Source organism: Williamsoniiplasma somnilux, assembly GCF_002804005.1.
Lineage (GTDB): Bacteria > Bacillota_I > Bacilli_A > Mycoplasmatales > Mycoplasmataceae > Williamsoniiplasma > Williamsoniiplasma somnilux.
The window spans coordinates 201385-222916 of record NZ_CP024965.1 but is presented as its reverse complement, the minus strand read 5'-3'; the positions used below and the strand labels follow the sequence as shown (position 1 = coordinate 222916).

General features: G+C 26.9%; 18 protein-coding genes and 2 tRNA genes. 3 read left to right on the top strand and 17 right to left on the bottom strand.

Translation table 4 applies throughout. The features are described from left to right. Positions 1-42 precede the first annotated feature (42 nt). The 8 genes from gap to ESOMN_RS00970 all read right to left on the bottom strand — a co-directional run bounded on the left by gap (position 43) and on the right by ESOMN_RS00970 (position 13288). Positions 43-1056: a type I glyceraldehyde-3-phosphate dehydrogenase gene (gap, locus tag ESOMN_RS01005; protein ID WP_024863732.1), complete on the bottom strand. Its 1014-nt coding sequence runs from the start codon at positions 1054-1056 to the stop codon at positions 43-45. A 103-nt stretch (positions 1057-1159) separates the two neighbouring features. After that, complete coding sequence (locus ESOMN_RS01000; RefSeq protein ID WP_024863733.1) at positions 1160-2110, bottom strand: DnaA ATPase domain-containing protein; 951 nt, start codon at positions 2108-2110, stop codon at positions 1160-1162. Positions 2111-2133: 23 nt separating this feature from the next. After that, entirely contained in the window at positions 2134-3399 is a 1266-nt protein-coding gene (locus ESOMN_RS00995) for a DnaD domain protein (RefSeq protein ID WP_024863734.1), read from the bottom strand. Between the two features lie 156 nt (positions 3400-3555). Further along, positions 3556-4383 (bottom strand): DNA-formamidopyrimidine glycosylase, encoded by an 828-nt coding sequence (mutM, locus tag ESOMN_RS00990; protein ID WP_024863735.1) that lies wholly within the window; start codon positions 4381-4383, stop codon positions 3556-3558. A gap of 12 nt (positions 4384-4395) precedes the next feature. Beyond that, positions 4396-7116, bottom strand: a complete 2721-nt coding sequence (gene polA, locus ESOMN_RS00985) for a DNA polymerase I (RefSeq protein ID WP_024863736.1) — start codon at positions 7114-7116, stop codon at positions 4396-4398. 262 nt (positions 7117-7378) lie between these two features. Beyond that, positions 7379-10339, bottom strand: coding sequence for a DNA polymerase III subunit alpha (locus ESOMN_RS00980; RefSeq protein ID WP_024863737.1), 2961 nt, complete (start codon positions 10337-10339; stop codon positions 7379-7381). 24 nt (positions 10340-10363) lie between these two features. Beyond that, a complete protein-coding gene (gene thiI / locus ESOMN_RS00975) occupies positions 10364-11554 on the bottom strand; it encodes a tRNA uracil 4-sulfurtransferase ThiI (RefSeq protein ID WP_024863738.1) in 1191 nt (396 codons plus the stop codon). Positions 11555-11578: 24 nt separating this feature from the next. Next, positions 11579-13288 carry a hypothetical protein gene (locus ESOMN_RS00970; RefSeq protein ID WP_024863739.1) on the bottom strand — a complete coding sequence of 570 codons (1710 nt, stop codon included), beginning with the start codon at positions 13286-13288 and terminating at the stop codon, positions 11579-11581. A gap of 242 nt (positions 13289-13530) precedes the next feature. On the opposite strand from ESOMN_RS00970, the gene rpsD reads away from it, so the two are divergent. Continuing rightward, the gene (gene rpsD / locus ESOMN_RS00965) at positions 13531-14148 is read left to right on the top strand and encodes a 30S ribosomal protein S4 (protein ID WP_024863740.1); all 618 of its coding nucleotides are present in this window, start codon (positions 13531-13533) and stop codon (positions 14146-14148) included. A gap of 319 nt (positions 14149-14467) precedes the next feature. On the opposite strand, the gene tyrS is transcribed toward rpsD, so the two are convergent. From tyrS to ytpR, 3 genes are read right to left on the bottom strand one after another with little or no spacing between them, the layout of a single operon-like run. Continuing rightward, entirely contained in the window at positions 14468-15709 is a 1242-nt protein-coding gene (gene tyrS / locus ESOMN_RS00960) for a tyrosine--tRNA ligase (RefSeq protein WP_024863741.1), read from the bottom strand. A gap of 20 nt (positions 15710-15729) precedes the next feature. Then, positions 15730-16794, bottom strand: a complete 1065-nt coding sequence (locus tag ESOMN_RS00955; RefSeq protein WP_024863742.1) for a nicotinate phosphoribosyltransferase — start codon at positions 16792-16794, stop codon at positions 15730-15732. Beyond that, positions 16772-17389, bottom strand: coding sequence for a YtpR family tRNA-binding protein (gene ytpR, locus ESOMN_RS00950; protein WP_024863743.1), 618 nt, complete (start codon positions 17387-17389; stop codon positions 16772-16774). Before ytpR ends, ESOMN_RS00955 begins: the two co-directional genes overlap by 23 nt. A 62-nt stretch (positions 17390-17451) precedes the next feature. Between ytpR and ESOMN_RS00945 the strand changes: the two genes are divergently transcribed. Continuing rightward, positions 17452-18282, top strand: coding sequence for a DegV family protein (locus tag ESOMN_RS00945; protein WP_034942655.1), 831 nt, complete (start codon positions 17452-17454; stop codon positions 18280-18282). A gap of 3 nt (positions 18283-18285) precedes the next feature. Then, positions 18286-19140, top strand: coding sequence for a DegV family protein (locus tag ESOMN_RS00940; protein WP_024863745.1), 855 nt, complete (start codon positions 18286-18288; stop codon positions 19138-19140). A 43-nt stretch (positions 19141-19183) separates the two neighbouring features. Here ESOMN_RS00940 and ESOMN_RS00935 read toward each other — a convergent pair. The 6 genes from ESOMN_RS00935 to ESOMN_RS00910 all read right to left on the bottom strand — a co-directional run bounded on the left by ESOMN_RS00935 (position 19184) and on the right by ESOMN_RS00910 (position 21510). Next, a tRNA-Trp gene (locus ESOMN_RS00935) sits at positions 19184-19258 on the bottom strand. A gap of 38 nt (positions 19259-19296) precedes the next feature. Beyond that, a tRNA-Trp gene (locus ESOMN_RS00930) sits at positions 19297-19372 on the bottom strand. An 83-nt stretch (positions 19373-19455) separates the two neighbouring features. Beyond that, positions 19456-19911: a Fur family transcriptional regulator gene (locus ESOMN_RS00925; protein WP_024863746.1), complete on the bottom strand. Its 456-nt coding sequence runs from the start codon at positions 19909-19911 to the stop codon at positions 19456-19458. 4 nt (positions 19912-19915) lie between these two features. Continuing rightward, the gene (locus ESOMN_RS00920) at positions 19916-20140 is read right to left on the bottom strand and encodes an acyl carrier protein (protein WP_024863747.1); all 225 of its coding nucleotides are present in this window, start codon (positions 20138-20140) and stop codon (positions 19916-19918) included. 49 nt (positions 20141-20189) lie between these two features. Beyond that, on the bottom strand, positions 20190-20549 hold the full coding sequence (locus ESOMN_RS00915) for a hypothetical protein (protein ID WP_024863748.1): 360 nt from the start codon (positions 20547-20549) through the stop codon (positions 20190-20192). Then, positions 20539-21510, bottom strand: a complete 972-nt coding sequence (locus ESOMN_RS00910; protein WP_024863749.1) for a hypothetical protein — start codon at positions 21508-21510, stop codon at positions 20539-20541. The genes ESOMN_RS00915 and ESOMN_RS00910 overlap by 11 nt, the downstream gene beginning before the upstream one ends. Between the last annotated feature and the right edge of the window lie 22 nt (positions 21511-21532).

The following is a 21532-nucleotide window of genomic DNA, read 5'->3' as shown; positions in this document are numbered from 1 at the left end:
AAAGTGCTACTTAAATATTGTTTGTGTTTTTAAAACTTATTCTTAAAGACCCATGAAGTACATAGTTGTTCTAACTAATTGTGAAGTATATGAATTTTCGTTATCATATCATGAAAATACTTTTACCATTTGATCTTTTCCTGAACCGATTACTTTTGTTAAAGTAGCATCGAAAATTGAACCATATGATGAACCAATAACATCTACTGAAACAATTTCTTCAGTGTTGTATTTAATTGCTTGTTTTAAATCAGCATCTTGTTCAATTGCTTCTTTCATTACTTTGTTGATTTCATCAACTGTTGTTTCTTTTCCTAATTTAACTGATAAATCAGTAATTGATCCTGTGATTACAGGCACACGTAATGCTAATCCATCTAATTTACCTTTTAATTGAGGTAATACTAAAGATACGGCAACTGCAGCTCCTGTTGAAGTTGGGATTATGTTTCATGCTGCTGCACGTCCACGACGTAGGTCAGAGTGAGGTAAGTCTAATAATTTTTGATCGTTTGTTACAGCGTGAACTGTAGTCATTAATCCATTTTCGATTCCAAATTTTTCATCTAAAATTTTAGCCATTGGAGCTAAACAGTTAGTTGTACATGAAGCACCTGAAATGATTGTATCTTCTTTAGTTAATGATTTGTGGTTAACACCATAAACGATTGTTTTCATATCACCTTTTGCTGGTGCTGAAATTACAACTTTTTTTGCTCCGGCATTAATGTGAGCTGCTGCTTTTTCTTTATCAGTGTAAAAACCTGTTGATTCAACAACTAAGTCAACTCCTAATTTTCCTCATGGTAAATTATTTGCATCTCTTTCAGCAAATACTTCTACTTTGTGTTTTCCAATCATGATGAAACCTTCACCATGCGAAACTTCACCTTCGTGGAATTTACCTTGAGCTGAATCGTTTTCCAATAAATATGCTAAAGTTCTTGTGTCTGTTAAATCGTTAATAGCAACAATTTCAACACCTTTGTTAAATAATTGTCTAAATGTTAGACGACCGATTCTTCCGAATCCGTTAATTGCAACTTTTTTTGACATTTTGTTTTTCTCTCTTTCAATACAAATTTAATTATATTACTTTCTCATAAATAATTAAAGATTATTAACGATACTAAATATTTAAATTAACGATAAAAATCAACTAACGATGACTATTTCCATTAAGTTGATAAACAACAGTTAAAGCCTTTATACGTTCAATAAAACGCTTTTGTTTAATACTTTCAATTCGACTGTCAGCACCTTTAATTTTATAGCTTAAATTTAATTTATTAAAATCAAAATTTGACGTGAAAAATGTTAATTTGTTATTTTCCATTCTAAAATTTAAAATAGAGAATAAAAGATCATCTCGTAATCAACTAGTTACGTTTTCAGCTCCAATGTCATCTAAAAATAATACATCTGCTTTTTTTAATTTTTCTGTCAAAGAAACATTTTTTTCACTCTTTAAATTAAAAGAATCTTTAACTAGGCTAATTAAATTAGGCACTGCAATAAAAGCAATTTGCTTTTCACCACGGTAAGCAAATTCATTAGCAATAACTTTCATTAATGTTGTTTTGCCAACACCAGGTTCACCCTGAAGATAAATTCCTTTTGTGCTTTGATTTTTTTCAAAAAAAGAAGTAACTACATTTTTGAAAAATGACTTACGAAAACCTATTTCTTCAGGGGTAAATAAGTTTGATTCAGGATTTAATTCATTAAGCAAATATTCTTTTATATTGTAATTAAATTGATCTAGATCATAGTCGATATAAATAAAAGATTTTTTTAAATTTTCATATTTGTGATCGTGATATCAATGTTCGCAATGTTTAATTCCTAAGTAAAATACTCCACTTTCATATGTTATAGAGTCTTCATATCCTTTATTAATTTGCAAACATTCATCTAAAGGGTTTGAATCGCATTGAATATGTTTAGCTAAGTATTCTTCAATTGTTTCTAAGTTGCCTAAAATTATTTTTTCTGTTTTATCAATTGAATCAGGAATGTTTTTAGAAATCAATTGACCCCGAATATCATTAACTAAAGTTTTTAATTGTTTATCATTAGCGATTTTATGGATCAATTCTTTTTCTAACATTATTTTGATTCCTTTCTAGAGTTTTATTTAGATATTCCTAAGATTTCGTCAATTGTAATTTTTGAATTATTTTCCAAAACATTAATTTGTACATCAGAATATAAGTCTTCTTCCAATTTAATAGATTTAGTTTCACGAGCTGTTTTCATAATCTTACTAAAATTTGATCTTTCAACACTGTTTTTAGCCGCTTTTAAATAACACATGACTTTTTTTGTTTCTGTTATATTTTTTTCTAATAATGTTGCAGCAATTTTTAAAATGTAATTAGCAACTATTTGACCGTTATTTTTATAAAAAGAATAGTCAATCAATGCATTAATAGCTCCATTTGAGAAACCTTTATTTTTTAAACTTTCAATCATTTGTAATTCATTTCTTTCGGTCTTTCTATCTGTAAAATTTTCAATAAAATCTTCAGGTTTATTCAAGTTAAATTCTAAGGCTTTAGAAATTATACTTGGTTCAAAAACTTCATTATCATTGTTAGAATCTAATGTGGCAATTTCTTTTTGAATTTCTTTTTCTATCAAATCATTATCTAACATTAAATTTTCGTGATCATAGCTTCTAACAATTATTCTTGCAAGTTGATCAAGATTAAAAGATTTAAAAGCAACAATTGAATCAAGTTGATTAATAGTCTTTTTATCTTTTAAATTTAGATTAATTGCATATTTTTTTAGTTCTTGAATTAAAGAATCTTTATTAATAACTTTTTCAAATAGATTTTTTTTCTTAGAAAAAGAAGATAGAGATATAAAAGATACTTTCAAAGTTTCGGGGTTCACATCAGCAATGTTGGTAATTTCATCTTTGAAAACATCAACAAAGCTGTTGGTTGTTTCGGTTCATTCATCCTCAATTATGGTTTCTTTTGAATCTTTTAATAAAAAACTTAAGGCTTCAACATTTTCTTCGCCTAATTTTGCTATTAATGCCTTTTTATAAATTGCATTACCAAAGAAATCCTCAACACCTAAAGGTGCTAAAATTGAAAAACGTTGAATTGATTTTTTGATATTAATCGAAGTCGTTATTAATCGCATTCCCGAAAGTTTCGCAATAGCATCGTTAAACTGCTTTTCGGTTAAACCGGTGATTTTATGTAATCTTTTTATATCAAATTTAATATTATTAAGTTTCTTTAAAGTTTTTTCTTCATGCAGAAGTGTTAAGTACACGCCAACTCCAGTAGTTCCCAAAATTGGTTGGTAAAGGTCAAATATTGTATCGATGTCAATATTAGAAAGAGTTTCTTTACTTACAACTGTATAATTGTTTGCCATAAAAACCTCTCTTTCAATAAAAAAATTTTAAACTTTTTCAAGCGTTTTTTTCATAAAAATTATGGAAAAAACTTATTAATGAACAAACAAAAACTCAAACTATTTATTACAAGGGTTTGAGTTAAGTTTTCCACATAATAACATTAATAATTAAAACTATTTTTGACATTTAGGACAAAAATACGTTCCTCGTCCACCAACGAACTCTTTTTGTATTTTTGAACCGCAATAAACACAGTTGTTTCCTGACTTTCCGTGTACTTTTAAATAATTTTGGTAGTTACCAGTAACTCCGGCTGCTGATTCAAAACTGTGAATACTTGTTCCACCTTGTTCAATAGATTTCTTTAAAATTCTTGAAGATTCTTTTAGAATATTTCCACAATTTTCCAAAGAAATTTCATTGGCCGGAGTATTAGGGTTTATTTTGGCTTCAAACAAAACCTCATTTACGTAAATATTGCCCAATCCAGATAAAACGCTTTGATCCAAAAGTACAGTTTTGATAGGTCTTTTAGATTTAGTGACAATCTTGTGAAAATTTACAGCATTTACATTTACTTTAGTTGGATCAGGTCCTAATTTAGATAGTGGGGGTATGTTTTTGTACTCATTTTTGCTCAATAATTCTAGAGTTCCAAATTTTCTTGTATCATAATATCTTAAAGCTTTATTATTATTTAAAATAAACTGTGCTTCTAAATGTCTTTCAGGATAAGCAAAAGATTCTAAATCTTCTACAATTCATTTACCTTCCATTCTCAAATGAGAAATTAAAACATCATTTGCTAATTCAATAACAATATATTTAGCGAAGTTAGAGATATTTAAAATCTTTTGATTAATCACTTTCTTTTTAAATTCTGATATTGATGGTCTTTGTAAAAGTTTTCCGTAAAAAATTTGAAAATCAATAATTGTCTTATTGACTATTTCGGGTTTTAACATTTTACAAACTGTTACGACTTCTGGAAGTTCTGGCATATATAAAATCTCCTATTTTAATTCAAATCAATTTTTTCCAATTGCTTGAGATACTTTTAATTCTACATTAGCAATTTGATTTGTATTCAATAAACCAAACATTTTGCTAATTGCATTAATCATTTTATCTTTAATTATTTTTGGCACAATATTTAGCTCAATTTCAGGGATTTCAAAAATAATTTCATCATGAATTTGAGCAATCATTTTGGTTTTGTAATTATTTTTTATAATTTCACTATAAATATCAATCATTGCGACTTTAAGTATGTCAGCTGCAGTTCCTTGAATAGGCATATTTACTGCAACTCGTTCACCAAATTGTCGAACTTGATAATTGAGTGATTTTAATTCATTAATTATTCTTTTTCTATTTGCGATGGTAGCTACATAACCGTTATCGTTTGCAAATTTGATTATTCTTTTTTTAAATTCTAAAATATCTGGGAAAGACTCATAATATTTTTGAATAATATTTTTAGCTTCAGGAATTGAAATATTTAAATCATTTGCTAAACCAAAATCGCTTAAACCATAAATAATTCCAAAATTAAAAACTTTGGCAACTCTTCTCATTTCTGGCTCTACAATTTGATTTTCATCTAAACTAAAAATTTTTCGCGCAGTTGCTTCATGAACATCACCATTATTAGCAAAAATTGATAACAATTGTCTTTCAGGTGCCATTTGTGCAAGGACTCTTAATTCAATTTGCGAATAATCAAAACTATAAAAAGTCGATGAATTTCTTACTACAAATATTTTTCGAACTTCCTTTTGATCTAAATCATGAATAGAAATATTTTGTAAATTAGGTTCTATCGAACTTATACGTCCTGTATTTGTTAGGGTTTGATTAAAAATTGTATGAACGCATTTGTCTTCAAAAATATATTTTTCAAAACCTTTTAAGTATGTTGAATACAACTTAGATAATTTACGATATTTTAACATTAAGGGCACTACAGGGTGTTGATCATAAATTTTTTCTAGAATATCTTTGCCTGTGCTTCCTTTAGAAACGTCAGATAATTTCAAATCTTCAAATAGTAATTTTTGCATTTGTTTAGGTGAAGAAAAATTAAAAGACAAAGGTATTATGTCTCCTAGAATGTTTCGCATCTCATTTTCGATTTCATTCAATTTTTGTAAAGTATTATAAGTTTGATTGTTTAATTCGGTTTTATCAATCATGACACCATTCTGTTCCATGCTAAAAAGAACTTTTCAAAACGGAAAATCAATTGAACTATACAAATCATACTGATTATTATTTTTTAATTTTTTAATAATGTCATTATAAGTTTGCATTATTAGAGAAGATTTTTTACTGATAAATTCAAATTTGATTTCATCATCTATTTCTTTATTAGTTTTGGCACCTTTACCATAAATAAATTCATCTTCTTCTATGTTAAGTTCTGTAGACGCCAGTTTTAAATAATTGGTAAAAGAAGATTTTAAATTAGAGTCAAGAACATAACCCGCAATCATCATATCGTATACAAAAGAATCATAATTTATTTCATAACCAAAATTTTTTAATAAAGTCACTGTTTTTTTAACATCATATGTATATTTTTTAACTTTTTCATTTTTTAGGAAAGTATTAAAAATTTGATCAAAAAAATTTACTGTTAAATCTTCAAAAAAATTAAGTTGTTGTTCTTGCTTTTTTTGAACCTTTAGAAAATAACTACCTTTTTCGTTCGTTATTCCAATTCCTAATATTGTTCCATTGTGGTAATTTTCTTCCAAACTTTCAACAAAAATATAATTTTTTTTACATTCGTAACTTGTGTCTCATTTTTCTAAAATTTTATACTCATGTTTTTTGATGTCGTTAATTTTTTCGGCCCTATTTTGCATTCTGTTTGTTAACGAATACATTTCATATTTATTCAAAAAATCAATGAAAGATGAAGTTGTTATATTTAATTTTCTAATTTGTAAATTGTCAATATAAAAATCTGTTCTAATAATGGCAATTTCTTTGCAAAGAAATGCCGAATCCTTATCGTTGATTAATTTCTGTTTTAGAGCTCCTTTGATATTTTCGATATTCTGATAAATTCCTTCTACTGTTAAGAACTCATTAATTAATTTGATTGCTGTTTTTTCGCCAACTCCAGAAACACCTTTTAAATTATCCGAAGTATCACCCATAAGACCTTTAAGATCTACAACTTGTTCAGGAACAATATTTCATTTCTCTTTTAATTCTTTTAGGCCAAATTCTTTCAAATCAGAAGTTCCTGAAATTGGAATTAAAATTTTGGTCTTATCAGAAATTAATTGAAACATATCTTTATCGCTTGTTAAAATTTCGACAGTTGCATCTTCAATATTATTTTCAATAAATTTATCAATCGCACCAATGATATCATCTGCTTCAAAATTTTCGATTTCAAATCAATCAATTCCTGCTGAATCTAGCATTTCTCTAACTAAAGGGAATTGAACAACTAATTCCTCTGGTGTTTGCAATCTTCCTGATTTGTAATTTTCTAATTTATCATGTCGAAATGTGTGTTTGCCTTTATCAAAAGCAACTTTAACATCATAATATTCGCCTTTATTTAAAAGGCTAGTAATCATATTCGCAAAAGAAAAAATAGCATTTGTAGGTGTGCCAAATGTTGTTTTTAAAATAGTGCCTGTATAAGCACTTGCGAAATATGCTCTAAAAATCAAAGAATTACCATCAATTAACAAAATTTTTTTTCTATCCATGACTTAATTCCTTATCTACATTTATATTATTTTACCAAATATAAAATAGAAAAGACCCTAATTAAAATTAGGGTCGTATGTATAAGGTCTGGAGGGGCTTGACCTCCAGTCTTTGACCTTATACATTTTAATTTTGAATTACGTAATATAAATGAACAAGTTGTTTTTTTAAAAAAATTGTACTAATTTAAAAAACCTCTCCGCATCTTTGGAATGATTATTTAAAGTAATAAAAAAGCTTATCAATTCAAGAATTTTTAAACTAGTTTTTTATGATTTTGATAATTTTGTTCAAAACAAATGAAGGCTTGTCATTAAATGAATCGATATTAATTTCGACACATAATACCGAACCTAAAAGAATGTCATTTTTAAAATTTTTAAATGTTCTTGAAAACACAGTTATTTCAATATTTTCTGTTTCATCAGACATTTCAATAAAAGCCATGGGGTCTCCATGCTTATCGTTTTTTTCTTTGATAGCAGATACATAACCAATGATAATAAAATTTCCTTTTTTATTTAAAAGATTAATAATTTTATGTGCTTTTAAAAATGAGTATTCTGTTCTAATTTTTTCAATAGGATGAGAAGAAATAAAAAAACCAATAAATTCTTTTTCTTTGTTTAACAAAATTTCTTCTTTATCTTCATAGTTAGTTAATTCAGGAATTAAATTGTTATTAATTATTTCAATGTCTTTATTAAAATTTGCAAATTTCAAAATCTCTTCATAATTTTCAACTAATGTTGATCTGCTATAACCAAAACAATCTAATGCCCCCGATCAAACTAGTGCTTCAAAAACATTTTTGTTTAAACCATGATTAAACATTAAAGTAACCAAAGAAAAAACCGAATCCATTATTTGCGGATTACTTTTGTACTGTTCACGTAACTTTCTAATAAATTCAATACCTACGCCTTTAATCAAAGTTAACGGCATTATTAAAGCAGTTTTAAAACCAATATAATTAAAATTAATGTTTTTTATTGAAGGTTTAATTATTTTAATTCCGTAATTATTTATTTCTTTTAAATATTGTGAAGTTTTTTCAACGTTTCCAGTAACTCCATTTAAAAGTGAACAGTAAAATTCCGCAGGATAATGAGTTTTTAAATAAGCTAACCAATAAGAAATATATGAATAAGCAATTGAGTGTGATTTATTAAATCCGTATGCTGCAAATTTTTCAATTCATTCTCAGATCATTTTAGCTTTTTGAATTTGATAATTATTTTCAGTAGCTTTTTCAATAAATTCATTTTTAGCTGCATGTAATTTTTGGAAATCCTTTTTACCAATTGCTCTTCTAACAAGATCTGCTTGAGCTAGAGAAAAATTTGCTACTTTACGTAATATTTGTATAACTTGCTCTTGATAAACAATAATCCCATATGTTGGCTCTAAAATAGATTTTAAATCTTTATCGATTAAATATTTTTCAACAGGAACATTCGAAAATTTTCTCTTTACATATTCAGGAATCATTTCTTGAGGACCTGGTCTAAATAAAGCTGAAGCAATGGAAATATCTTCAATAGAATTAGTTTTAATTTTCATTATCACATTGGTCATACCAGGTGATTCTAATTGAAAAATTCCTGAAGTTTTACCTGCTTGTAAATTTACAAAAGTTTCATTATCTTGCAAATTAATTTCGTCAAGATTAATTAATTTTTTTTCCGATTTGTAAACACTTGATAAAATTTCTTGTAAAGTTGTTAAATTTCTTAAACCTAAAACATCCATTTTAATCAAACCTAATGGTTCTAGATACTTCATATCAAATTGAGTTTGGTTAATTCCGTTATAGCCAATTCTTATAGGGACAATATTTTTAATATCAACGTCAGAAAGAATAACTCCCGCTGCATGAGTTCCTGTTTGCCTTGGTAAACCAATTAAAGCAGAAGCATGATCAAAAATTTCGGGATATTCTTCTTGATATTTTCTTAATTTACTTGATTTGTTAATAATCTCAGCAAATGATTGGTTTACAACAAAGCTAGGAAATAATTTAGCAATTTCATTAACAATTTTTAAATCTATTTCATAAACTCTAGCAACATCTCTAATTGCTGACTTCAGACCAATTGATTGAAAAGTTACAATAGTTGCAACTTTATCAGCACCATACTTTTCAAATAAATATTCGATGATTAAATCTCTTTTATCATCTTGAAAATCTAAATCAATATCAGGTAGTGATACTCTTTTTGGATTCAAAAATCTTTCGAATAGCAAATCATATTGAAGAGGATCAATTGTTGTTATTTTAAGCAAAAAAGAAACTAATGAACCAGCTGCTGATCCTCGTCCAGGGCCGACCATAATTTGATTTTCTCTAGCATATTTAACATAGTCTCAAACTACTAAAAAATAATCAATGAAACCTGTTTTATAAATAACATCTAACTCATAGTTTAATCTTTCAAAATAATCAACATTTGGATTTTTTTTGTTTTTTGCAAAAAGTAAATATGAATTTAAAGATTCTTCGCATAATTTTCTTAAAAAATTACCTGAAGGCATGTTTTGTGGAGTTTTAAATTTAGCAAAATTTCATTGCCTATTAGAAAATAATTCAAATGAGCATTTATTAGCTATTTCTAAAAGACTTTTGTTATTAATATCTAAATTAACATTTAATTTTAATAATTCTTCATCAGATAAATAATGTTCATGGCCAATGTTTTGAACTTCAGCAATAGTTAAATTATTTTTAATTGCGTTTAAAATTACAAAAGTCTCGTAATTTTTATCTTCCAAATATGAAATTTTTCGTAAATCAACAACGTTAAAATAAATATCATTAGTTTTGATTAATTCTTTAACTGAGTTTTTAAAAGTTAAACTATTAGTAACCATAATTAAATTATCACTAATAAATTTAGTTCATTGAAAATCAAAATTAAAGTGATTATTTTCATTCATTAATCAAGAAGACAAAATTGTTAAATTTTGATAACCTTGTTCATTTTTAGCGATTAAAATAGCGATTTGATGCTCAAATTCCAAGGTTAATCCTATAATTGGTTTAATATTATTTTTTTTAGCCAAATTCACAAATTCAGCTACTCCATACATAGAGTTCAATTCAGAATAAAAAGCAAATTTAAAATTATTTCTAACAGCAAAATCAATATAGTCAGGAACTTTAATTAATGACTCTTGAAAATTGTAACAACTACGTAAATTTATTTGTGGAGAAAATTTCATAAATGCCTCTTTCTTATATTTATTTTATTTGTTTACCTCTTCGAATTTATCATCATTTCAAACAAATTCTTTAATTAGATTATCCATAGTATGTTCTAAGATTTCTTCTCACATAATTGTTTGTTCATTAAATTCGGCTACTTTTAATTTAGGTTTAGTAATTGGGTTTTTAGGAACAAACATTGAGCAAACATCATCAAAAGGCAATATAGAAATATCATAAGTATTAATTTTTTTGGATATTTCAATAATCTCTTCTTTATCAAACGTTAATACTGGACGAAGAATTGGCAAAATGCTTGTTGAATTTATTACATTAATAGATTCAATTGTTTGTGATGCTACTTGTCCTAGAGATTCTCCAGTTATGATTCCTCTAGCATTAATTTTAAAAGCTAATTTATTAGCAATTCGAACAAACATTCTACGCATTAATGTTATTTTGTAGTTTTGATCAGGCATGTGGTTTAACTCTTGCAATAACATACTAAAGTCAACAACATATAAACTAAAATTTTGATAATTATATTTAGCTATTTGAGCAGCCAATTTAAAAACTTTATCTAGTGCTTCTGTACTTGTATGGGGAGGAGTCATAAAATGAATGAAATCGACTTGCATTCCTCTTTTCATTGTTAAAAAAGAAGCGACCGGAGAATCAATTCCCCCGCTTAACAATGATAAACCTTTGCCCGAAACTCCTACAGGTAAACCTTTAAGAGCAACCAACCTTGTGTCAAAAATATCTACATGATCTTTTTTAATAACTATTTCTATTTTCAAATTCGGATTGTGAACATCCACTTTTAAATCACCAATTGTTCTTAAAACAATTGGTGCAATTTGTTGTTTAATTTCTGTTGAGGTTAAGGGGAACTGTTTATCTTTACGATAAACCTCTAATTTAAAACGTTTATTTGTGCTTTTTTGAGCAATTTTAATAACTGCATTTGTAATTTCTTCCATATTCAAATTTGTTTTTTCAATGACTGATAAAGAATAAATTCCAAATGTTGTTTGTAATTTTTCAATAACAATTTCAACATAATTATCGACAACAGTTAAGGTTAAAGAATTGTTATCTTTTGTATATGACACAAACTCCTTATAAGCCTTTAATTTAAACTTGATGTTGTTAATTAATTTTGTAACAAAATAATTTCTATTTGCTCCTTTTAGAGTTAATTCTCCATATCTAACTAAAATATTTTTCATAATTTTCTCTTTTCTATATTTATACTAATTATTTTTAAATTTAATGATTGAATTGATTGCTATAGATATAGAATTTTCAAAATCATTTTGTCTATATGCTTCATTAACTTGTTCATAAACTGATTCGAAATCTTCATTATTCACAAATCTATTTAAATAGATTATTAACTCTTGAGCAAATGCTTCTTTAATTATTTTATTTTTTATTTCGTTTTTTAATTCAATAATTAAATCAAACAACTCATTAGCTGCTTCAATGTTTTGTATTATTTCTGCATCTTCATAAAATTTATTTATATTTTTATAAAAACTATGAATTTCAGGAACATTCATATTGTTAGCTAGAATAACTTCACAATTTGATAAAAGCGTTTGTATTTCCAATACCTTATTTTCGATTTCTTGTTTTAAAGAAGATGGAGTTCTTAAAGAACTTGCAATTTTAGTAAATTCAATATAAATATTTTGCACATCTTCTAAAATTTTTGTTAAAGAAATTTTTAATTCTTCCAAATTTATAAAGCCTTTATCGGCTTTAATATTGTTAATTGACTTACAAATTAATTTTCATTTTTCATCAATTTTAATTGCTTCTTTTCTTGAAAGTTTTAACATTGATGAAAATTGACTAACTTCTTGTCCTTGATTTTTATTTTCTAATGCTAAATTTTCAAGTTTGTTTTGGCTATCTATAACTGATTCACAAAAATAATTAAGATTTGAAAAATTTTGTACAAAAAAATCTTTAATCTTGCTTTCTCGTTTGATGTTGTTTTCGAAATCAAACACCATATCATTTATTTCTGACAGCAATGAAAATGCTTTTTCAGAATCTAGTTTTTTAAGATTTTCAAAAATTTCATTATAATAATCAATAAATTTGTTTTTTAAAACCGATATTGCTAATTGTTTTTTATCTATTTCTTCTTTTGTAAAAAGTATTTTGTTTGAATCAGTTTCTAAATCACGCATTTTATCTTTAAGCGTTTTATTTAACAGTTTATCCGCTAAATAAAAAGTATCAATAGTTTGTATTGTTTTAATAATTTCTTTTGTTGTTACAGATTGAAAATTTACAGCTTTAGAATATTCCCCTTTTTTTAAAGCAATATTAATCAACTTTAACGCTAAGTCAATTTTTTGAAAATTTACAATAAAAACTTCTTTATCAAAAATAAAATTAGTATCTTTTAAAAAATCAGCAACAATTGGTTTTAACGAATTGTAAACATCACGAATTTGAATACGTGTATCTCTTTGAATAAATTCTTTCATTAAAATTTTATCCATTTGTTTAAAAATAGCAAAAAGCTTAATTGAAATATTTTTGGTTTCATCTAAACATTTTTTAATTCTACGATAATTTAAAATTGTTGGTCTTCTATATTTGCTATCAGAGAATGTGTTTAAAACAATGTTTTGTTGGGAAATAAAAGTTTTGTCAATTAAATTTTTATATTCAATTCTTCAGATGTTTAAATCGTTTTCAATACCACTATTAGAATTATTTTTGACAATAAAATTTAATCTTTTTAAACGATTTTGAACAGGACTTTTTGCTATTTTAATTAGTTCTTTGTGAGCTTCATAAGCTGTTTTTAAAATATTTTTATATAAATTAAACAAACAAAAAAGAATTATTATCAAAATTAAACAAACAAAAAAAACCGAAAGACAAAGAATTTGTATAGTGTTTAATGAACCAGAAATATCTCATCCACTTAATAAGTTCATTTAATCACCCTACAGTCCTTTTATTACTATTAAATTATAACAAACAAAATTATTGAAAGAAAAGGATTATAGTTTATAATAATAAAGTTATTTACAAGTATTCTGCATGCAAATATTTATTAATTTCTGTCTAAAATTTTTAATTAAAAAGTAACTCTTGGCAGTAAGAGCGAAAATTTAGACTCCTTAATAAAAGAATTTGTTCAAAGTATTTTAATTAACACGATTTAAGAGGAGAATTTATGTCAAGATATACTGGATCAACATTCAAAAAATCTCGTAGATATGGTTTCTCAATTCTTGAAAATGGTAAAGAATTTAGTAAAGGTAAAAAAAGAACCACAGCTCCTGGTCAACATGGAGCTAGAAGAACTAAATTAAGTGGATATGGACAACAATTACAAGAAAAACAAAAAGTTCGTTTCATGTATGGAATTAATGAACGTCAATTTAGAAACACATTTGCAAAAGCTAAAAAAATTCACGGAGTTACAGGACTAAACTTCTTGATCTTATTAGAATCAAGATTAGACAACTTAACATACCGTTTAGGATTTGCGATGACAAGACAAGGAGCACGTCAATTAGTTGCCCATGGTCACATTTTAGTAAATGGTAAAAAAGTTGACATTCCTTCATACACACTAAAAATCGGAGATATCATCGAAGTTAAAGAATCAATGAAAAAAAACGATAAAATTGCTGAAGCATTACAAAATAATGAATCAACAGTGGAATTTGTAAAAGTTGATAAAACTAAACTAAAAGGTGAATTTGTAAGACTACCAGAAAGACAAGAATTGAACATCGAAATTAACGAAGCATTAATCGTTGAATGATACAACCGTTTAATTAAATAAAAAAGAAAACCACTTTTAAGGTGGTTTTTTAATTTCTTAAAGAAAACCTTCTTTGATGCAAAAAGAAGGTTTTTATTTTATGATTTTTACAGCTTTTTCAAGCTTTCCTATAAAAATGTGTAAATACAAGAGAAAAAGATTGAAAGTTATAAATAAACTTTCTATTTTTAGGAATAGTAAAAAAATAATTTGAACGATAATATTTTAGGTATGATAGTCGTTTCCAACTATCACAACATTATTATAATACTTTCCATTAAAATGTAAAGTTTTTGGAAATTAATTCCACAAATATTTAATAAAAAAATTCTTATGAATTTTATTTTAATTTAATAACATAATATTTCTTCTTACCACGTCTCACAACAATATACTTTTTGTTAATTGGAGATGTTTTTTCAATTAATTCATTTTCGTCAGAAATTATAGAGTTATTAAATGAAATTGCATTAGCATTAATAAATTCACGAGCCTCCCTTTTTGAAGTGGCAGCTCCCACAGCCACTATTGCATCAATGGCTGTAGTTTGACCAATTAATTCTAAAGATGGAATTGATGTTAAAGCAATTTCGAAAAGTTCCTTGTTTAAGTTGATTAATTCACCATTAAAAAATGCTTCAGTCAATTTCAAAGCTTTAATGTACCCTTCTTCTCCGTGCACGAATTTAGTTACTTCTTCTGCTAATTTTTTTTGCAAAATTCGAGCAGAAGGATTTTGATTATGTTGATGAATGACTTCGTTAATTTCTGATTCGTTTAGGAATGTAATAAATTTTAACATTTGTTCACAATCTTCATCGTCTTGGTTTAATCAAAATTGATAAAAATCGTATTCACTAGTTTTTTGCGAATCTAATCAAACAGCGCCTGATTCTGATTTACCAAATTTTTTACCATCCTTTTTAGCTAGCAATTTAATGGTTAAACCGCAAGCACCAGAATTTTCTCTTCCAATTTGAGTTCCAATATAGTCAATTCCTGAAGTTATATTACCTCATTGATCAGAACCACCAATTTGGACAAAACAGTTTGATGTTGTATATAATTGGTAAAAGTCATAGCCCTGCAACATTGTATATGCAAATTCTGTAACTGATAAACCAGTTTCAATTCTTGTTGCAATTGATTCTTTGGCCAATAAATAGCCTAATGTAAAGTTTTTGCCTACATCTCGCAAAAAATCAATTAACGATAATTTGCGCAATCATTTAGCATTATTTTGGAAATCAACATTAGGAATTAATCTACGCAATTGTGTTTCAATACCTAAAACATTTTTATCTACTTGTTCATTTGTTTGCAAAACTCGCTCAGCTGATTTAAATGATGGATCACCAATCATTCCTGTTCCTCCACCCAAAAGTGCAATCGGTTGAAATCCGACTCTTCTAAACCTTTCTAATAAAATGATTGGAATTAAATGTCCAACATGCAAAGAGTCAGCAGTTGGATCAAAACCACAATAAACACCACGATTTTCATTTTGAGCATTTAATAGTTTTTCTTCATTAGTGATTTGTTTTACCAAACCTCTTCAATTTAATTCTTCAATAATATTCATAGTTACCTCTTGTATTTTTTCTATTGAATTCTAATTAATCTTGTTGATTCAATGTTTTTTCTTCCAACCTTTGCTTCAGGTTTGCCGTTAATTAAAACCGCATCCCCTGTGAAAGAAATATTTATTTTACTAATCGCTTCTCCAACTCCATAAATATCTACAGGTGTGTTTAGAGATTCAAAATAAGCAATTTTTTCAGCGTTAAAACCTGAAGAAACAATAATTTTTACTTTATGATGACCAGCATTATCTAATGCTTTGCGCACTTCTTGAACCAAAAAAGGATTAACACCTTTTAAATTAGCATTTTCAGGATAATTATCATAATTTTGTTCTAGTGTTTTATCTATTAAATTACCAGCAGTATCTAATCTTATTGCAAAAAGTTTATCTCCAAAGTGGTTTGCTACTTTGATAGCATCAACAACACAATCGTTATTGTAATCAACCAAAGAAACTAAATTAACATTTGGAAAAGTTTCGTTAAATGCAATTGTAGCTTTTAAAATATCACCATCAAAAGACTGAATTAAGGCATGAGGCATTGTCCCACTGGGTTTAGGAACACTAGGATCATTTATTAAACTAATTGCGGCTTGAGACACAAACGCTCTAAATCCCCCAATATAAGAGGCATAACCATCTTCTTGCTGAGATAAATAAAGATCAGCACGATCATTCATATTTAATAAAGGTTTTCCTTTTGCTGCTACAACTATTTTTGCTGAGTTAGTTGCAATTGAACTATTTCTTGCTAAAATTCCGTCGATTATTCCTTCTAATCAACCAAAATCCTGATAACAACCCTCAATTTTTAAAACTGGTTCTAGTGGTTGAACCATGCTGCCATCTTCTAAAGCTCAAATTTTTAAATTATTAAAATTTGGTGAAGCAAATTTTAATAATTGTAATACATGCTCTATTCCACATAAAATAGTATCTTCTTTTCTTTGAAAAAATTGCATAGTGATGATTTGATTAGGTTTAGAAGAACTTAAAATTTTATTTGTTTTAATAAAATAATCTGCAAGGTAATAGCCTTTTTTAATTCTTTCATCAAAACTATATTTTGGTTTTTTGTTCATAATATTCACCTCAAAAACTTTTGCCGACTTTAGAATGATATGTTATAGGTAATTCAATAATTCCTTCGCTATTAAACAAATTATCTTTGATTCCTAATTCTTTCGCTGAACAAATCATTCCGTGAGAATCATAACCACGAAGCTTACCTTCAGTGATTATCAAACCATTAGGCATATATGTGCCAACTGTTGCAACCACCACATACAAATGAGTGGCAATATTTTTAGCGCCACAAACAATTGAAATAACTTCTTCACCTATATCAACAGTTGTATTATGCAGATGAGTTCCTTCAATAATTTCACATTTTAAAACTTTACCAATTTTAAATTGTGTCACTTGTTCCAATGGATAGATATTTTTTAATTTAATTTCTAAAAACTTTAAAACATTAGGATTTTCACTTTGTAGACCAGGGTTTAATTTGATACTTTTAGAAACATTGAAAATATTTATTGCAATGATTTCTTCTCCGTTTTTAAGAATTTTAATATCATCTTTATCAATAATGTTTTCAACTAATTTACTATTATCAAAATTTAACATTAAAACATCAAATTGCTCATTAAAAAATGCCCCAAACTTTATATTCATTGTTTCAACCCCTTTATCGTTAATTATATTATAATTATTTATAATACTTGGAGGTATTAATTATGAAAATAGCAATCCTTACCGATTCTTCATATGACGGTAAAGAAAAAGATTATAAAGATTTGTACGTCATTCCTTTGATGATTTCCAAACAAAACAGTGAACAAATCTATGATGATGGCAATTTAAGTAAAGATGCTTTTTATGAAATGCTTGATGGAGAAGCACTCAAAACTTCACAAACCTTACCAGGTGATATGATGAAAATGTGAGATAAACTATTAAGCGAATATGACCAAGTTATCTTTTCGCCAATTTCCAAAGGCCTTTCAGGACAATTTAATACTTATCGAATGCTAAGTGAAACCGAAGAAGCTTATAAGGGTAAAATTTTTGTCGCTGACACTAATGGAGTATCTGTTGTTGCCCAACAACAGATAAGAAATATTGCAATGTGAATTGCTGAAAATAAAACAGGATTCGAAATTTTAGAATTAGCAAAATTGCATTCTCAAAAATTTGTAGCATTTATTGTTCCTAAAACTGTAGAAACTTTAAAGCGTGGTGGACGAATTGGTTCTTCGGCAGCTGCATTAGCAAAAATGTTAAAAATTGTTCCAATTTTAAGATATGATGGAGAAATTGAAAAAGAACAGGTGGCAAGAACTTTTAAAAAAGCGATTTTAGAATCAATTGCATTTCTCAAAAAAGAATGCAAAGGAATTAAAAAAATAGATCTATCTTATTCGAGAACTCCGGACGAAACAATTACTTTCGTTAAAAGTTTAATTGAAAAAGAAGGTTTAAAAATTAATATTGAATCAGAATTAACTAATGTAATTTGTGCACACACAGGGCGTGAAACTATAGCTCTTGTAGGATGAAAGGGATAAAAAATGAAAATAGGAATTTTAGTTGATAGTGCTTCAACATCACAACCAGAATTATATAAAGGAACATGCGTAGAAATGATTCCATTGCATGTAACTATTTCCGGAGGAGCTGATATTAAAGATACAGCAGAAAACATTAAAAAATATGATTTCTATAATCAATTAGCAAATGGTGCCGATTGAAAAACTTCACAAGCTTCACCAGGAGAGTTAGAACAAAAATGAGACGAAATGCTAACTCGCTATGATCACATAGTTCATTTACCAATTACAGCAAATCTTTCTTCAATGTTAGCAACAACTCAAATGGTTGCCAATGAAGAAAAATATATTGGTAAAGTAACAGTTATTAACAATCAGTTTCTTGCAGCACAGGGTTTAAAAGAAATGGCTTTACATCTTCATAAGTGTCTTGAAGAAGGCAAGGTTTCAACCCCAGAAGAAGTTCTTAAAGAATTTTATGCTTTTGGAGAAAAAATTTATGTAGCAGTTATTGCTGGTGATTTAAGAAAATTAGCACGTGGAGGAAGAGCTGTTAAATTAATTTCAACTGTTTTAAATATTTTTAAAACTAAAGTTCTAATTGCTTGAGGGGTTGAACCTAAAAAAGAAGGAATTGCAAGAACAATTTCTAGTTTGGCTGAAAAAGTTGCCGAACACATTAAAAAAGACAAAATTTACCAAAAGGGTTATAAGTTAATTTTTGCCTCGACTCCATTAGCATCAGAAAAAATGTTAACAGCTATTAGAAATACTTTTAAAGAACAAAATATAAATTTCGTTGAAGAACCAGTCCCTCATTTATATGTTGTACATGCAGGCGTACAAACTGTAGGATTTACAATTATTCCTGCATAATAAAAAACGCTATTCATAAATAGCGTTTTTTTTCATTTTAATCTGGCAGGAGTAAAAGGAATCGAACCCTCAACGCACGGTTTTGGAGACCGTCGTTCTACCATTGAACTATACTCCTAAAAAAACGACACAAAAAGTGTCGTTTGTGATTCTAAATGGCAGGGGCAACAAGACTCGAACTCGTGACACTCGGTTTTGAAGACCGATGTTCTACCAACTGAACTATGCCCCTATTGTGATTTTGTCTAATAACGACTTTTATATTATAGCAAAAAAGTGTTAGACAAAAAATAAAATTTAATGTTCAAATAGATTTTATTTAAGAGCGCATTTGGCGCAAGTACCATGAACTTCAATCTTGAAATGATCAGCTGTTATAGAATGGTTTTTAGCAATCTCATTGATATTTAAAATTTGGATTTTATCCAATTCGTGATTTTTAATTTCTTGAACTTGACCACAATTATCGCATTTTAAATGCATTGATTTATTTGTTGCGATTTCATAACAAATTTGCTTTCCATTAAAAGTGTTAGAAAAAATTATGTGTTTTTGCAACAATAAATCAATGGTGTTGTAAACACTCATTACATTTATATTTTTATATTCTTTTTGTAGTTCTGCAATTATATCCATTGTTGTTGGATGATCTAATTTAATGATAACTTTAATTGTTGAAAGGCGAATTTCAGTTAGTCTGAAACCTTCATTTCTTAAAAAATTAGCAATTTTTTCATATTGTTGATTTTGTTGATTATTAAGTTTAGGCATGTGATTACCCCTTTAATTTTTCAATAATATTTAATAAATCCTCGATAGTTTTAATAGTTAACAATTCATCATCAGGAACACGAATTTCTAGAGTGTCTTCTAATTTGACAATCATGTCCATTAAATCCAAAGAATCAACGCCAACATTTGCAAATCTTGTGTTTTTATCTAAAGTGCCTTTTGCACCAGCTTTTTTTAAAGCTTTTAAAATTTCTTCATAAATGTTCATTTTTAATCACCTTTTATTTCTTTCCTATATTATACATTATTTATAAAAATTATATTTTTATAATACTGTAAAATCAGTCACCAAAATATGTATTATTTCAATAGTGGATTTTAATTTTTGTTGGACTAATAAGGCTATTTGTAAAAATTTCATAATTTAAAGCAAATGTTTTTGTTTTTTTGGCAAAGATTTCTTGAAATAATTTTAAATCAAAAATTTCTTGTTTCACTATTTGTTGTTCTTCATTAATTTCAATAATTGGTTGTTTGATTTCTGGTATTTTAGTATCAATATTTACATTTTTTTCTTTGGAAAAACCAAACTTGTAAATCGCAAAACAACTTGCTCCAAAAACCGAAATCGAAATCAAAAAGATAGAAAAGCTATTAAAAAAAGTTTTAATTTTCATTGTTTGCAATCTTTTTAAAAAGTTTTAATGATTGATCAAAAAAATAGTCATAAGAAATTTTAGAATTAAAAATTTTTTTTGATAATTTCAGAGTTTTGCCAAAATATACAAATTTTAAATTTATTGTTTGAACATTTTTACAGTAAGGATTAAACAATAAACCCGAATCTCCAATTTTTTCTTCGATTTTTTGATTGACATTATTCAATTTTAAATTGTTTTCACAAATAATTTTAAAACCGTTAATACTTTTAATAATTTTTAATGATGGTTTAAATTTATAAAAATCACTAAAGTCATGTTCAGCAATGTCTATTTTGAAATCTTCAATTTGCGGATTATCTTCTCAAATTTCGTTTTTAATAATATCGATCATGTTTTTAATTGGAGATATATTGGTATAAGTACTAGAATTTAAATCGATTAAATTATTTGTTATCTGTCCGATTTGTTTATAAGTTTGATTAGAAACAAAATCATTAAGTTGAGAATTAATTGTCCTTGCAAACAAAGGCACTGAAATGCCATTTTCAAAAACATTTAATTCGTTAATTATATAATCAGTGTCAGTGTTAAGATTTAAATTTATTTCACCTTTATTATTGTTATTGTCGTGCACCAAATTGTAATATAGTTGATTAAAATCAGAAACGTGTTCTATTGGTAAGTTAAATTCTAAATAACATTGCTCATTTGTTTCCATTTGCTTTCAAATTTTGTTCGGTGGAATACTTAATAATCCGATCTTAGTTTTTAATTCCAAATTAAATGCAAAATTTTGCAAAAGTTGTTTGTCATTATTTTTAAATCAAATTAATATTTTATAAAAAGATTTTTTGTTTAATGTGATTTTTTTATTCATAAAAACAATACGCATTTTTGTGTCGCTTGAATTTATAGTTGGATACTCTTGAACATTAATTACTTGATTAATACTTTGTTGTGGAATACTAACAATCATATAAACCTCCATAAAGGTTTAG